13 protein-coding genes are annotated in these 13,970 nt (G+C 65.9%); all 13 read right to left on the reverse strand.

The window, feature by feature from the left end:
* Positions 1–12: 12 nt before the first annotated feature.
* A complete protein-coding gene (locus tag RDCOP1_RS20310; protein WP_072704897.1) occupies positions 13–912 on the reverse strand; it encodes an LLM class F420-dependent oxidoreductase in 900 nt (299 codons plus the stop codon).
* A gap of 139 nt (positions 913–1,051) precedes the next feature.
* Positions 1,052–1,621 (reverse strand): Rv1363c family protein, encoded by a 570-nt coding sequence (locus RDCOP1_RS20315; protein WP_072704901.1) that lies wholly within the window; start codon positions 1,619–1,621, stop codon positions 1,052–1,054.
* Position 1,622: 1 nt separating this feature from the next.
* Entirely contained in the window at positions 1,623–2,834 is a 1,212-nt protein-coding gene (locus RDCOP1_RS20320) for an MlaD family protein (RefSeq protein WP_072704904.1), read from the reverse strand.
* Positions 2,831–3,889 carry an MCE family protein gene (locus RDCOP1_RS20325; RefSeq protein ID WP_084722734.1) on the reverse strand — a complete coding sequence of 353 codons (1,059 nt, stop codon included), beginning with the start codon at positions 3,887–3,889 and terminating at the stop codon, positions 2,831–2,833. The genes RDCOP1_RS20320 and RDCOP1_RS20325 overlap by 4 nt, the downstream gene beginning before the upstream one ends.
* Positions 3,886–5,007 (reverse strand): MCE family protein, encoded by a 1,122-nt coding sequence (locus RDCOP1_RS20330; protein WP_231922847.1) that lies wholly within the window; start codon positions 5,005–5,007, stop codon positions 3,886–3,888. Before RDCOP1_RS20330 ends, RDCOP1_RS20325 begins: the two co-directional genes overlap by 4 nt.
* A complete protein-coding gene (locus RDCOP1_RS20335) occupies positions 4,998–6,035 on the reverse strand; it encodes an MCE family protein (RefSeq protein ID WP_072705179.1) in 1,038 nt (345 codons plus the stop codon). The genes RDCOP1_RS20330 and RDCOP1_RS20335 overlap by 10 nt, the downstream gene beginning before the upstream one ends.
* Positions 6,032–7,054, reverse strand: coding sequence for an MCE family protein (locus tag RDCOP1_RS20340; protein ID WP_072704907.1), 1,023 nt, complete (start codon positions 7,052–7,054; stop codon positions 6,032–6,034). The genes RDCOP1_RS20335 and RDCOP1_RS20340 overlap by 4 nt, the downstream gene beginning before the upstream one ends.
* Complete coding sequence (locus RDCOP1_RS20345) at positions 7,051–8,337, reverse strand: MCE family protein (RefSeq protein WP_231922848.1); 1,287 nt, start codon at positions 8,335–8,337, stop codon at positions 7,051–7,053. The genes RDCOP1_RS20340 and RDCOP1_RS20345 overlap by 4 nt, the downstream gene beginning before the upstream one ends.
* Positions 8,334–9,197 carry an MlaE family ABC transporter permease gene (locus RDCOP1_RS20350; RefSeq protein ID WP_072704910.1) on the reverse strand — a complete coding sequence of 288 codons (864 nt, stop codon included), beginning with the start codon at positions 9,195–9,197 and terminating at the stop codon, positions 8,334–8,336. Before RDCOP1_RS20350 ends, RDCOP1_RS20345 begins: the two co-directional genes overlap by 4 nt.
* Positions 9,197–10,006: an MlaE family ABC transporter permease gene (locus RDCOP1_RS20355; protein WP_072704913.1), complete on the reverse strand. Its 810-nt coding sequence runs from the start codon at positions 10,004–10,006 to the stop codon at positions 9,197–9,199. The genes RDCOP1_RS20350 and RDCOP1_RS20355 overlap by 1 nt, the downstream gene beginning before the upstream one ends.
* 66 nt (positions 10,007–10,072) lie before the next feature.
* Positions 10,073–11,686 (reverse strand): fatty-acid--CoA ligase FadD5, encoded by a 1,614-nt coding sequence (gene fadD5, locus RDCOP1_RS20360; RefSeq protein WP_072704915.1) that lies wholly within the window; start codon positions 11,684–11,686, stop codon positions 10,073–10,075.
* Positions 11,687–11,973: 287 nt separating this feature from the next.
* Positions 11,974–12,756, reverse strand: a complete 783-nt coding sequence (locus RDCOP1_RS20365) for an enoyl-CoA hydratase (protein WP_072704918.1) — start codon at positions 12,754–12,756, stop codon at positions 11,974–11,976.
* Positions 12,753–13,742, reverse strand: a complete 990-nt coding sequence (locus RDCOP1_RS20370) for an NAD(P)H-dependent flavin oxidoreductase (protein WP_084722735.1) — start codon at positions 13,740–13,742, stop codon at positions 12,753–12,755. The genes RDCOP1_RS20365 and RDCOP1_RS20370 overlap by 4 nt, the downstream gene beginning before the upstream one ends.
* Positions 13,743–13,970 lie beyond the last annotated feature (228 nt).

Genomic DNA, 13,970 nt, shown 5'->3' on the forward strand with positions numbered 1-13,970 from the left:
AGGCAGTCTCTTTCACGATAGGTAGGTGGCACCGAAGGATTCGAGGAAGTCGACGGTGGCCGACAAACCCTCGATGGGGCACGACACCGTGACGAAGTCGACTCCCGCCTTCTCCAGATCGGCGAAGACTTCGCGGTGCCGGTCGGGATGTACGCCCGTGGCACCGATCTCGCCGCTGTAGGAGTAGACGACATCGATGTGGTCGGTGCGGCCCGCCGCGAGTGCGGCCTCGCGCACGTCGGCGATCTGGCCGGCAAGTTGATCGACGGGTCCGAGTTCCTGCGTCCGGGCGGTCGTACTGAGTTGGGCACCACCCGACATCGGCATCCATCCCTGTGCTCGCTGGGCGACGCGGCGGCGCGTGAGCGCGGAGTTGCCGCCGATCCAGATCGGGATCGGATTCTGGACCGGGCGTGGCCGGGCAATGATGTTGTGCGCGCTGAAGTGACGGCCTTCGTAACTGAACGGCTCGCCGCTCCAATGCAGCGGCAACACGTCGAGCGCCTCGTCGAACAACGCGTTGCGCTCGGCGAAGTCGACACCTAGAGCGTGGAATTCGCTCTTCTGGTAGCCCGTGCCGATCCCGAGCACAAAGCGTCCCCCGGAAATCTTGTCGAGCGACGCCGCGGCCTTGGCGAGCAGGAGCGGATTCCGGTACGGCGCCACCGCGAGGTAGGTGAGCAGGCGCAGCCGCTCCGTCGCACCGGCCACGTACCCGAGGGCGACGAACGGGTCGAGCGTCTGATGTCCACCGGCGGAGAGCCAGCGCGCACCGGGAGCGGGGTGCTCGCTGAACGAGAAGGCGTCGAATCCGGCGCGCTCGGCTGACACCGCGACCTCGCGGACGGGACCGGGGTCGAGCACGTCGCCGTCAGGACCGTTGATCTCGGGGTAGTAGAAGATGAACCGCATCGTCACCGTGCGCCTTTCCGGCGATCTCTCTGCCGTTGCCTGCCGAAGCCTCGAACAAGATTCTTCGCTATGAGAACTTTCCTACCATCAAAAGATAGTCATATTCCCAGGGGATGCAACGGAGCGCGGAAAGGCCCGGCTATGCGGCGTCGGCGCCGTCGAGGAGCCACCGATCGTCCACGCGCTTCAATGTGATGAGAAAGCGGGTGGCATCGGTGCGGCCATCGGGCACCACCGCATTCGTGACGTCCTGATCGAGGAAGACGAGCACTGTCGCGATCTCACCGTCGAGGCGCTCGAGTCCGGCGTGATCGGCGCGCGCGACCGACGTTCCCTGACCGTTCTCGACCAATCCGCGCAAGTCGCCCGCCACACCTTCGTATTTGGCTGCGAATTCCGCGGTGGAATTCGAGGTGACCGCGGCGAGGGAGTCGTCGAAGGTGCGGTAATCGTAAGTCCCCAGCATGACCGCATACTCGCGCCCCTTCGTCACGGCGTCGTCGCGCAACGCGGCCGTTTCCTCCGCCTGCCACCACCGGAACCCGAAGAACCCCGCGGTGGCGAGCAACAACACAATCGACAGGATCGCCACCCATCGCGTCGCGCCACCGGGCCGTCCCTGCCGGCTCGGCGACGCCGTAGTGGTGTCGCCGCCTGGGTCGCCGTCGGTCGCGGACGCGCCTTCCGAGGTTCCGGTAGCTCGTGTCATCTCAGTTGCCCAATCCTTCCAGCAGTTTCTGCCAGTAGTTCAGCGCTTCCACCCCGGTCGGAATGAGCAGCGGGTCGTCGGCGAGGTCGGGTCCGGTCACCCCACCCGGTGTGGTCTGGTTCTGCAGGCCGAGGTCGTTCGGCCTCGGCGCCACCCGGGCGCCACGTTGGGCCAGGCCGTCGCCGGGAGGGCAGTAGAGCGAGAGGTTCGGCTGCCGGGGACCGTAGTCCGGGATCGTGCGGCGGGGGGTGTCGTAGTAACAGACCGGTCCCTGCGTGGCCACCAACGAGAAGTTGCCGCGGTCGCCCACGACCACGCGGTCGAGATCCTTCATCGCGGCCGGCATCGAGACGAGGCCCGCCGCCAGCGCCGGGGTCCGGGGCGCGAGCACCTCTCCGACCGTCACCAGATTGGTGAGCAGAACTCCGAAGTTGTCCTCGGTGGCCGCGAACAGTCCCTCGGTGCGGGCCAGTGCCTCCGGTGAACGGTCGAGCAGATACACGAGCGAATCCTTGCTGCCCACCAGCTGATCGGACACATCTCGCACCTCCGCGACCGTGCCGGGGAACGATTCGGAGTTGCGGGCCAGAGCATCGACGAGATCGAGGCCCTCGTCGAGGAGCGTCGCTAGAGCAGGCGCCCGTTCCTCGACCATCCGCGACAACGTGCCGGCGTTCTCGAGCAACGCCTGCAGATCGGGTCCCGTCCCTTCCAGGGCAGTCCCCCAAGTGTCCCCGAGCGTGACGAGCGAGTCCGCATCCAGACTCTCGACGAGCGACGTCACCCGGAGCAGCATCTGATCGAGCCGGAGGCTCTGGTCCTCGACAGGAACGTCGATCTCGTCGCCGGCCTCGAGGTACGGGCCGTCGGCCGTGTCGGGTTCGATGTCGAGCGTGAGGATGCCGATCGCCGTGGCGGTGACCACCCTCGCTGTACTTCCCACCGGAATCCGGGTTCCCGGGTCGAGGGAGAGCACCGCGTCGGACCCGCGTCCGCCCGGCGCGACCTCGATGGAATCGATTTCTCCCACCGCGACTCCCCGATACGTCACGGACGTGCCGGGACCGATCCCGCGGGCGTCGGTGAGGTGTGCGTGGAGGTCAATGGCGCCGCCGAGACTTTGTGGCCCCAGCACGTACCGGACCCCGAAGATCGTCGCCAGGAGGCCGACGATCACGAACAAAGTCACCTGTACTTTCACCGGGCGGGTCACCGGACGCCACCTCGGAGCAGGTCCGGCAATCCGGATGCGATGTCGGCCTGAGGCATCGGCACCGCCGGTCCCCCGTCGAGCGGTACACCGCCGGTCACCAGCAGATCGATGGCAGCCGGGATGTCGAACGCGCCGTCGAAGATCAGGTAGTCGCCCGGCGTCGCACGGCGGAAACCGTCCATGAACTGGTTCATGTTGACGAGCGCCGCCTCCACCGTGTTGTTGAAATCCTTGATGCCGGAGGTTATGTCGGCCAGATCGTCCACCGCGCCTCCGATCGTGCCGGAATCGCGCATCACCACGTCCACCGACTCGGACACTGCGGCCGTACCGGACACGAGGGTGGTCAGGTCCTGCTGCTGCTCGGCGAGCAGCGTCACCATGCGCGAGCTGTCACCGATGCTGCGGTCGAGCAGTTCCTGTTGCTGCGCAAGCCGTCCCGACACCGACTCCACCGCGACGAGCGTGCGCTCGAAGTGGGCGCTGTTCTCGTCGGCCAACGCCGTCGTCGCCTCCAGACGCGTGAGCATGTCGCGGATCTTTTCGCCCCGGCCCCCGAAGGCGGAATTGAGCTCGGCGGTGATGGTGCGCAGTTGATCGAGTCCGCTGCCGTTGACCACCTGCCCGAGCATGGCGAAGGTGGTCTCGATGTCCGGTCCCACCTCCGTCCGCTCGATCGTGTCCCCGTCCGAAAGCACCTCCGGCGAAGCCTCCTCGGGCATGTCGATCTGCACGAACGGACTGCCCAGCGCGGACGGCAGCCGCACGGAAGCGCCCACGTTCGCCGGGAGATCCACCGACGTCGACATACTGAGATCGAGATATGCCCGCACACCGTCGGTCCGCAGGGTGTGGACACGGCCCACAACTGCCTGCCCGGCCCGGACTTCCGCTCCCGGATCGAGCCGGTCGGCGCTCTCGAACACAGCAGTGACCGTGTAGGTGTCGCCCGATCCGGTCCGGCCGAGCGGTAGTTCGTGCAGGCTCAGGCCACACCCGGTGGAGAGCACCGCGACCGACGCCAGCACCCCGACCGCGCGAGCGGCCCGCGTCATCGTGTCCCTGCCTCGTTCAGTGCCCGGTCCAGGGCTTCGGGAACGAGGTCTTCGTAGGGGTCGGACAGGTCGAACGGCACGGTGATGGGGTTGGTGAATCCCGCACCGGTACACAGGGGCAGCGGTTCCTGCGCGCAGAGTTCCTGTGCACGCGGGAACTGCCCGATCTGTGTGGAGATGTTGAGCCGGATCCTCGCCCGGCCGTCGGGGCCGATGGCGTTGTCGATGTTCTGCATCGCCAGCGGCAGGACGTCGAAGATCTCGGCGAACCCGACTTCGTGCGCGGCGAACGTCTCGGTGAGTGTTCTCGCGTTCGCCATGATCTGCTCGATGTCGCCGCCGCGGTCGGCGAGCAGAGTGTCGAGTCTGTCGAGAACGACGGTGAGCTGATCGATCGGCGTGCCGACATCGAGATTCTGACGCTGCAACTCTTCGCCCAGCTCACCCATTCCGTCGACGAGTGCGGCGAGGTCGCCTTCCCGAGAGTTGACGGCGCCGATCGCGACCGCGAGGTCGTCCACGACTCCGCCGATGTCCTCGGACTTGGCACCGACGACCGACGTCGCCTGACTCAATGCGGTGATCGCTCGGTTCATGTCGTCACCCATCCCGGCGGTCGCGTCGGCCGCGACATCGAGGGTGCGGCCGAGTTCACCGCCTTCGGGTCCTAGCGCCCCCGCGAGCATGTCGACGCTTTCCAGCAGTTCGTCCCAGTTGATCGGCGCATGGCTGCGCTCGACCGGAATGACGTCACCGTCCTGCAGTGTCGGGCCGTCCCGATACGCCGGTCCGAGTTCGATGAACCGGTCGCTGATCACCGCGGGATTCATGACGAAGGCCGATACGTCGGCGGGAAGCGTCACATCGCTCGGAACCGTCATCGTGACCTCGACGACGCGTCCCGCCGGCCGCACGTCCTCGACGGTGCCGAGAGGTAGTCCGAGCACAGCCACCTTGCTGCCGGGATAAATCCCGTTCACCGACGCGAACTGCGCGACCACGGTTCGGGTGCGGTCGGGCCCCACGACGTACCAGGCACCGGCCGCGCACAGAGCCAGGACGACCACGACCGCGATGCCGCGTATCAGCCACGTCCTTGCCGTCCCGTTCAATTGCACCCCTCCATGACTCCTATGGAGCACAACGCGTTGTCGGGCACCGGACCGGCGGGGGCGTGCACGTCGACCCAGTTACCGTTGCCGGAGGCATCGGTCGCGGCGCGCAGACCCGCCGGCAGTTTCGTGAGAATCTCGTCGATGTTCGCGGCGTTGGCGGCAAGTGTCGCGGTGACCGATTCGAGGTTCACGAGGAGAGCGTCGAGTTCACCCGAATTGTCGGCGAGGAACTCCGCGGTGGTCTCGGTGAGTTCGCGCAGATCTTCGATGAGACGGACCAGCGCCTCCTTACGCGCAGCGAGGATGCCCACGACCGCTGTCGCATTCCGGACCAGGACGGAAACGTCCTCGCTCTGTGCGGCGACCACCGAGGTCAGAGACTTCGCCGAACGGAGCAACGACGTGATGCGAGAGTCGTTGCGTATCAGCATCTGCGACGTCGCCTCGACACCCGCCAGCGCGTCGGAGATGTACTGCGAGTCGGACGGCATGGTGTCGGTCAGGGTTTGCATCATCGATTCGAGCGCTTCGATGTCGAGCCCTTCGCTGACGTTCTGGGCGTCGGTGGTCAATTCGTCGAGGCTGTAGGGCACCGCAGTGCGGGACAACGGGATCCGATCGTCGGCGAGCTCGCCCGCACCTGCCGGTGCCACCGAGAGATACCGTTTGCCGAGGATCGTCTTGAGCTTGATCTCGGCGGTGCTGCGGTCGCCCAGAGCCTGCGCCCGGTCGATACGGAAATCGACGAGGATGCGGTCGCCCGCCATCTCCATTCCCTCGACCCGACCGGCGGGGACACCGGCGACATACACCGGATCGTTTGGGGCGAGCCCTGCGGCATTCGCGAATTCTGCCGTGTAGGAGTGTGTTCTGAAGAGGTAGGTCAGTTGCGGCAATGCCAGCGCGCCGATCATCACGACGGCCACCACCGCGATACCGATCACGCCGAGCAGGATGGGGTTCGCATTCCGGTCGTGGCGCCCCGAGAAGATCGCCGCAATCACGTCGCGTGTCTCACGGGCCGCCTTCATCGGCACACCTCCGAGTAGCGGGTGCCGAGAAGATTCGTTTCGAAGTCTCCGGACAGGACGGTGAAATTGCACATGTAGAGGTTGAGCCAGCCGCCGTAGTCGCCGATCCGGTTGATGCTGTCCGCAAGTCCGGGAAGCTCAGCCATCGCCCGGTCGAAGTTCTCGGTTTGCGGGATCCACGCGTCGGTCATCACACGCAGGTCCGTCACCGCGGTATCGAGCGGTGTGACGGCGCCGGACATGAGTGCGGCAGTCGCGCGCACCGCGGAGCTTCCGCGGTCGACCAGCGCCGCGAGTCGGGTGGAATCGCCCGCGAGTGCCTGACTTACCGCCGCCATACCCGAGATCAGGGACGCCACCTCGTCGTTGCGCCGGTCCACGACGGTGACGAGTTGTTCGAGGTTGCCGATCACCTCGTTGAACACCTGCTCCTGTTCGACCACGTCCGCACTGACCGACGCGATGTGCAGAAGCAACGACTCGAGGGTTCCGCCCTGCCCCTGGAAGGCCTCCACGACCGAGACCGCGAGTGTATTGATCTGTGCGGGATCGATCGCTTCGAACAGTGGTTTGAAGCCGTTCACCAGGGCAGTGAGATCGACGGGTGGCGCGGTGCGTTCGAGGGGAATCGTCGCACCTTCCTCGAGGAACCTGCCCGTCGTGTCGGCCGGCAGGTGCAAGGCCACGTACCGGACTCCGATCATGTCTCCGTAGTTGACCTTCGCGGTCACATCCGAGGTGAGCTGCTGATCGGATTCGACGTAGAATCGAACCAGCGCGCGGGAGCTTCCGTCCTCCTGCGGCGCGAAATCGACCTCTGCCACCTTGCCCACGCGCACTCCGGCGAGGGTGACATCGCTTCCGGGAGTGAGTCCCTCGACATCGGTGAATTCGGCGGAGTACCCACGGGTGGAGCCCACTACAGGCTGGTCGAGGGTGTTACCGACGACGACTGCGGCAACGATCCCGACGATGCAGAACGCGCCCAGGCGCAGCGCCGGTCCGGTCGTGGCGCTCACGGGATGCTCACCGCCGCTCCGCGAACCAACGGTGCCAGCAACAGCGACACCGCTGCAGACGGATCGACGTCGGTGGCCGCCGCGTCGGGTGCGATGCCCGCCGCGATCTGCTCGAGATAACCCAACGGCGCACGCTCTGCCGACGCGGACCTGATCGACGACCGGTTCGCCGCCGAGGCCGGGACCGGATCACCGCAGTTCGCGCCGTCCATCCCCGGGTATCTCGGGCAGTCCTCCGCCGTATACGGCATCGGGTCGGAGAAGTCAGGAACCGCGGTGATGTCGAACCGGCCGGAAGAGAACACCCGAGCACCGGCACCACCGAAGATGGACAGGTAGCGGAGGGTCTCGTCGAGTCCGGTGGTGTTTCCCGCGAACGTGCTCACCACCGGCGCTCCGTTCCGCACCACCGCGATCATGTTGTCCGTGTTCGTGGAGAAGAATGCCGCACCCTCCTGCGCGAGGGACGCACCTCCGGACAGCAAGCGCCGGATACCGTCCTCGCGCTCGAGCACGATCTGCGACAGTTCGGAGGCGTTGGCCATGATCGTGACGACATCGTCGGTGGCCGCCGAGAGTGCTTCGTTCACGGTCGCGACCTGAGGTGCCGCGGCAATACTCGCGTCGACGAGCGGGCCGAGTTCGGTCGCGAGCGTGGACATGCGGTCGATCGTCTCCCCGAGTCCTGCGCCCCTGCCCTGCAGCGCCTGGCTCATCGCGTCGAGGGCAACCGAAAGCTGCTCCGGGCGAAGCTGTTCCATCAGTGCGGCAGTGCGGTAGTAGAGGTTGGCCAACTGCACGGACTCCGATGACGTGTCGACGCTCAGCTCGGCTCCCTCGGCGAGCCGTGGGCCCCGCTCGGGGTCCTCCGGTGGCACCAGTTCGAGGAAGACGTCGCCGAAGAGCGTGCGGGGCACGACCCGGACCCGCACCGACGCCGGGATCTCGGAGATCTGCGATTCGTCGATCTGCATGGTCAGGCGGGAACTGGTGACTCCGGCGTCGAGCCCGACGAGGCTTCCCACGTGCACACCCTGGTACTGGACACCTGCGGAACCGAAGATCAGTCCGGCTTCGGCGGGGAGGGTGGCGGTGACCCGCGGGTCGCGCGACAGCGAACCGGCACCGGACGCGACGAGCAACGCCCCGCTCGCGACGAGGATCACCGTCGAGACCAGACCGATCAGTGCGAGGACCGGCCGGCTGAGGCCGGCCATCTTGTTCGGCCGGCGCGGGGAGATCGGCGCCGGAAGGGGTCGCGGGACGAGGCGCGGGGACGTCACGAGATCCCCACTCCCGGAATGGTGGGAACGAGTCCCCACAGCGCGAAGGTGAGCACGACGTCGGTGACTCCGATGGCCAGGATGCTCGTGCGCAACGCACGTCCGGCAGCACGACCCACCCCTTCAGGTCCGCCGGAGGCATAGAAACCGTAGGCGCAGTGGACGATCGCGACGATCATCGCGAAAACGACCGCCTTGATCAGCGAGTACCACAGGTCGGACGGCGAAAGTGCGAGGTGGAAGTAGTAATCGTACGTTCCGGCGGAGTTGCCCTGGAAGTTGACGACCACCAGACGGGTGGCGACGAACGATCCGAGCAATCCCACCATGTAGATCGGGATCACGCAGACCGCTGCGGCGACCAGACGCGTGCTGGCGAGAAACGGAATCGATCTCACGGCCATCGCGTCGAGCGCATCGATCTCGTCGGAGATGCGCATGGCGCCGAGTTGCGCCGTGAACCCCGTTCCGACCTTGGCGGCGAGCGCGATGGAGGCCACGACCGGGGCCAGTTCCCGCGTGTTGGCGATCGCAGAAAGCATGCCCGACAGGGATGTCATGCCGATCAGTTCGAGTCCGCGCTGGGTTTCGACGCCCACCATCATCGCGGCCACCGCGGACATCGCGAACACGATGCCGATGGTGCCGCCGCCGGCGAGCAGCGACGCGTATCCGAAGCTGACATCGCCGATGTGGAAGAGCACGTGCCGGGAGTACCGGCGCAGTGCAGTGGGGATTCCTGCGACCGCCTTGCCGGCGAACACTACCTGCTGCCCCATCGACGCGAAGCCGTCGACCGCCGCGGCGACCGGACGATGCGCCGCCGAGCGCGCACGGGTGAACGTGGTGTACGAGATCATCAGTAGGTGCCCACCGCGGGAACGAGCACGGTGTACATCTGGGACAGAACGGTATTGACGACGAACACCATGACGAAGGCGAGCACCACACCTTCGTTGACAGCGTCGGCGACGCCACTCGGACCGCCCTTGGCATGAAGACCTTTGAAGGACGCGATCAACGCGGACGTGATGCCGAAGCACGCGGACTTGAACATGGCTGTCGCGAAGTCGGACAACCGGCCGTACTCACCGAGAGTACGGAGGAACGCTCCCCCGGACCCGTCGTTGAGATAGATCTCGTAGAGGTAGCACGCCGTGACTCCCACGAGTGTCACGAGCGAGCAGAGCATGAGGGAGACGAGCACCGACGCGAGCAGCCGGGGCACCACCAGCCGTTCGATCACGTTGAGGCCCATGACCTCCATGGCCTCGATCTCTTCCCGGATCGTGCGGGATCCGAGATCCGCGCAGATCGCAGACCCACCGACGCCGGCGAGCATGAGCGCGCAGACCAGCGCGGCCGCCTGCCCCACCACGACGAACGAGACGATCGCGCCGGAATAGGCTCCCGCGCCGAGCTGGCCGGCCAGCGACCCGACCGATACCGCGATAAGCACGCCGACCGGGAGCATCAGCAGAAGTGCCGGTCCGCTGCACACCTTTGCGATGAACAGCGACTGGGTGACGGTCTCGGACACCGAGAGACGACGGCGAATCAGGACGCGGACCGTGGCGACGAGAGTCTCGAGGGAGAAACCGACGAGTGCACCGACCTGGATCGCAAGATCGTGAGCCGGCCCCTTCGGCTTGGGCAACTCGAAAGTCATGTCCCCCCTCTCGTTCACTGGTCCACGGCCCGGTCCCGATTCTTCTCGTCCGGCCGGGGCAGTGGATCAGCCCTGAGCCACCGCGGACACCCCGCCGCGCAGTTCACCCTTGACGACCTTGCCGCTGGCGTTGCGAGGTAACGCCTCGACGATCACCACTTCCTTCGGATGCTTGTAGCGGGCGAGGTGCTCGTCGAGATAGGGCTGGAGTTCCTCGATGGTGAGATCGTCGGTGCCGGCCGCGAGCGCGACCACCGCTACCGGAACTTCGCCCCACTTGTTGTCCGGGCGGCCGATAACGGCGGCCTCGAGGATCTTCGGATGTCCGAAGAGGACGTTCTCGACCTCGGCGCAGTAGATGTTCTCGCCACCCGAAATGATCATGTCCTTCTTACGATCGACGACGTAGACGAATCCTTCGTCGTCGACGCGCACGAGGTCGCCGGAATGGAACCATCCGCCGTAGAAGGCATCCGCCGTCGAGGTGGGGTTGTTCCAGTATTCACGCATCATGGTCGGGCCGCGGTACACGATCTCACCGACCTGACCGGGCTCGACGTCGTTCATCGCGTCATCGACGACACGTGCCTGGATGGTGGGGATGACCCGGCCGACGGATCCGAGTTTGCGGATCGCGTCCTGGCCGTCGAGAACGCACGTGATCGGGGACATCTCGGTCTGGCCGAACACGGCGACGTTGAACGCATCCGGGAACGCTTCGGCCATCGCTCGCAGGATGGTGTCCGAGCTCGGCGCGGCACCCCATGAAATGTTGCGTAGCTTCAGCTTTCGCGGGTTCGCCTGCTGAGCCGCACACACCGCCTGCCACTGTACGGGGACGAGGAAGAGGCTGGTGACCTGCTCCGATTCGAGGACGTCGAGAAGCACCTCGGGATCGAACGCACCCACGGGGTGGATCACCGTCGCGGTGCCGAGCATCAGGCTCGGCGCGATCGAACCCAGTGCCGCGATGTGGAACATCGGTGAGGCGCAGAAGCCGATGCCGGATTCGTCGAACAACCGGAAGGCCCGGATGCACGTGAGCGACTGGGCTTCCATGTTCGAATGCGTGAGCACCGCACCCTTGGGCCGGCCGGTGGTGCCGGACGTGTACATGATGAGCGCAGGCGTGTCGTTGGGGATCTCCACCGGAGTGCGGGCCGCGCCCTCTTCGGACACGAGATCTGCGTAAGCCACCGAATCCCCGGACGGTTCGGCGTCGAGCGTGACGAACAGTTCGATGCCTTCGGACTGATCACGGGCAGCGGCGGCAAGCGGAACGAGAGGGCCTTCGGCGACGATTGCCTTCGCGCCGGAATCGGCGACGAGGAATGCCACCTCGGGCACGGTGAGGCGGAAGTTCACGGGAACGGCAATGGCGCCCAGCGCATTGGCGGCCAGGACCGTCTCGAGGTATTCGGGGCGGTTGAGCATCAACACGATGACCCGGTCACCGAACCCGATGCCTCGTCGCGACAGCGCATTTGCGAGCTTCTCGACACGCTCGTCCAACTGGGACCAGGTGATCGATTCGCCGAGGAACCGCAGGGCAGTGCGGTCGGGAATCATCAGGGCGTGCCGGGAAACCTGGTTGTTCCAGTTGTTGTTTCGGAAGCGCGCCGACTCGGCGACGGTCGATCGGGGGCTCGTGGATCCGGGAGTGGCTTCGGGGGGCACCATCGATGGTCCTCTCGTGACGGGGCAGGAAGGCGGACCCGGCGCAGCCGAGTCTTTCGATGTGTGAGGCACGTTACAGGCCGCAGGATCTTTAGACCAGGGCTTTGTTAACGAAGATTCTCAACCGATGAATGCGCCGCAGACGGAATATCCACACCGCTACGACGTCACGAGCGAAGCCGAAAGACCGTTGTGAACTGGAGGTTCAACAGAGATGAGCGCAGAGTGCGACAAACCGACGCCCACGACTCCCTCCCTGGAAGTGCACGAGTCGTCAGGATCCGCGTCGGCTACGCGAAGCGAGCGGGGCGCTTCTCGAGCATGGCCATCGCACCCTCGGCGAAGTCGGCGGAGGCGAGCAGTTCGACCTGACCTTCCTTCTCCCGCGCGAGCGCTTCGTCGAGCACCGGAAGGGTCGCGGCGTTGAGTGCCTGTTTCGTCAGAGCCTGAGCGCGTCGGGGACCGCGCGCCGTGTGTGCCGCCACCCCGTCGACGTGCGCCGCGAGCTGGTCGTCCGGCAGCGTACGTGCCACCAGACCGAATCGTTCGGCGTCCGCTCCTCCGATACGTTCACCGAGAAGTGCCATTTCGGCCGCGCGGGCGCGCCCGACGGCTGCCGGCACGAGCAGGCTTGCGCCACCGTCCGGCATCAGTCCGATGTTCACGAAGGAGAGCAGGAAGTATGCGCTCTCCGCGGCGTATGTGAGGTCGGCGGCGAGCGCGATCGACACGCCGACACCGGCCGCTGGGCCGTTCACCGCCGCGATGACAGGAACGGGAACCTCGGTGACGGCCCGGATCAAGCCGGCCGCAGCATCCATCACCACGGTGGGATGCTGCGGATTCGCCGCTCCGGCAGCCAGATCCGCTCCGGTACAGAACGCCTTGCCCTCACCGGTGATGACGATCGTGCGCACCCGCTCGTCGGTTCCGGCGGCCGTGACGGCCTCGCTCAGCGCATTCATCGTCGGCAGGTCGATCGCATTCAGGCGCTTGGGACGGGCGAACGTGAGGCGGAGGATTCCGTCTGCGAGTTCGGATCGGAGTCCTTCGACGGTGGTCGCGGCGGTCATGCACCGACCTCCGACCGAGCGCCCACGAGCCCTTGGAGCCTGGAGGTGATGATGTCCTCGGCCTCGCCGACCATGCGCGTGACGAGATCCGACACTGTCGGAATGTCGTCGATCAGACCCTGGCTCTGACCCGCGGTCCAGATTCCGGCGTCGAGATCTCCGTCCTCGAACACCTTCCGGCCGCGCGCGCCCGAGACGAGATGCTGGATGTCCCCGAACTCCGCTCCGCGCGACTCGATCTCCACGACTTCGCGGCTCACTTCGTTCGACGCCACGCGAGCGGTGTTGCGCAGCGTGCGGAAGATGAGCTTGGTATCGAGTTCGGTGCTCCGGACGATCTGTTCCTTGACCTCCTGAGCAACCGGCGACTCCACTGTGCACATGAAACGGGTGCCCATGTTGACTCCCTCGGCGCCGAGCGCGAGGGCGGCCACGAGGCCCCGCGCGTCGGCGATGCCACCCGAAGCGATGACCGGGATCGTGAGTTGACGCGTCGCCGCCGGGATCAGGATCAGGCCCGGTACATCGTCTTCACCTGGGTGCCCGGCGCATTCGAAGCCGTCGATGCTCACCGCATCCACGCCGATCCGTTCCGCCTTGGCGGCGTGACGGACGCTGGTGCACTTGTGGATCACCTTGATGCCCGCGTCCTTGAAGAAGGGAAGGTGATCCGCAGGGTTGAAACCGGCCGTCTCCACGATCTCGATCCCCGAGTCGACGATCGCCTGCCGGTATTCGGCGTACGGCGGTGGATCGATCGAAGGAAGAATGGTGAGATTGACACCGAACGGCTTGTCCGTCAGCTCCCGCGTCCGCTCGATCTCGCGCACGAGATCTTCCGGGGTGGGTTGCGTCAGGGCCGTGATGAACCCGAGCGCGCCGGCGTTCGCGACGGCCGCAACGAGTTCGGCGCGGCCCACCCACATCATCCCGCCTTGGACGATCGGATGTTCCACGCCGAACATTTCGGTGAATCGAGTTCTCACGGGTCCCCCTCGGATCCTGGATATGCCTGTGCGCGGCACGATTCTCTACGACAATTCGATGAAGCGCATGGAGAATTGGTGTTAACTTTGGGGTCTTACTCGGGGTTTGTCAATACGTTCTGTACTGCGCTTTTCCGTCGATGCCGACAAACCCGCGCGTTCCGTTGCCGGGGGTGTGGCTGTTACCTTTGAGGTCGACCACCATGTTCGGCCGCGGTCGTGGGCCGC

Source organism: Rhodococcus coprophilus NBRC 100603, from assembly GCF_001895045.1.
Lineage (GTDB): Bacteria > Actinomycetota > Actinomycetes > Mycobacteriales > Mycobacteriaceae > Rhodococcus > Rhodococcus coprophilus.

Bases quoted from the DNA above. Each gene is read 5' to 3' on its own strand.
- RDCOP1_RS20310 (WP_072704897.1), bottom strand. From the start codon at position 912: ATGCGGTTCATCTTCTACTACCCCGAGATCAACGGTCCTGACGGCGAC.
- RDCOP1_RS20315 (WP_072704901.1), bottom strand. From the start codon at position 1,621: ATGACACGAGCTACCGGAACCTCGGAAGGCGCGTCCGCGACCGACGGC.
- RDCOP1_RS20325 (WP_084722734.1), bottom strand. From the start codon at position 3,889: ATGACGCGGGCCGCTCGCGCGGTCGGGGTGCTGGCGTCGGTCGCGGTG.
- RDCOP1_RS20335 (WP_072705179.1), bottom strand. From the start codon at position 6,035: ATGAAGGCGGCCCGTGAGACACGCGACGTGATTGCGGCGATCTTCTCG.
- RDCOP1_RS20350 (WP_072704910.1), bottom strand. From the start codon at position 9,197: ATGATCTCGTACACCACGTTCACCCGTGCGCGCTCGGCGGCGCATCGT.
- RDCOP1_RS20355 (WP_072704913.1), bottom strand. From the start codon at position 10,006: ATGACTTTCGAGTTGCCCAAGCCGAAGGGGCCGGCTCACGATCTTGCG.
- fadD5 (WP_072704915.1), bottom strand. From the start codon at position 11,686: ATGGTGCCCCCCGAAGCCACTCCCGGATCCACGAGCCCCCGATCGACC.
- RDCOP1_RS20365 (WP_072704918.1), bottom strand. From the start codon at position 12,756: ATGACCGCCGCGACCACCGTCGAAGGACTCCGATCCGAACTCGCAGAC.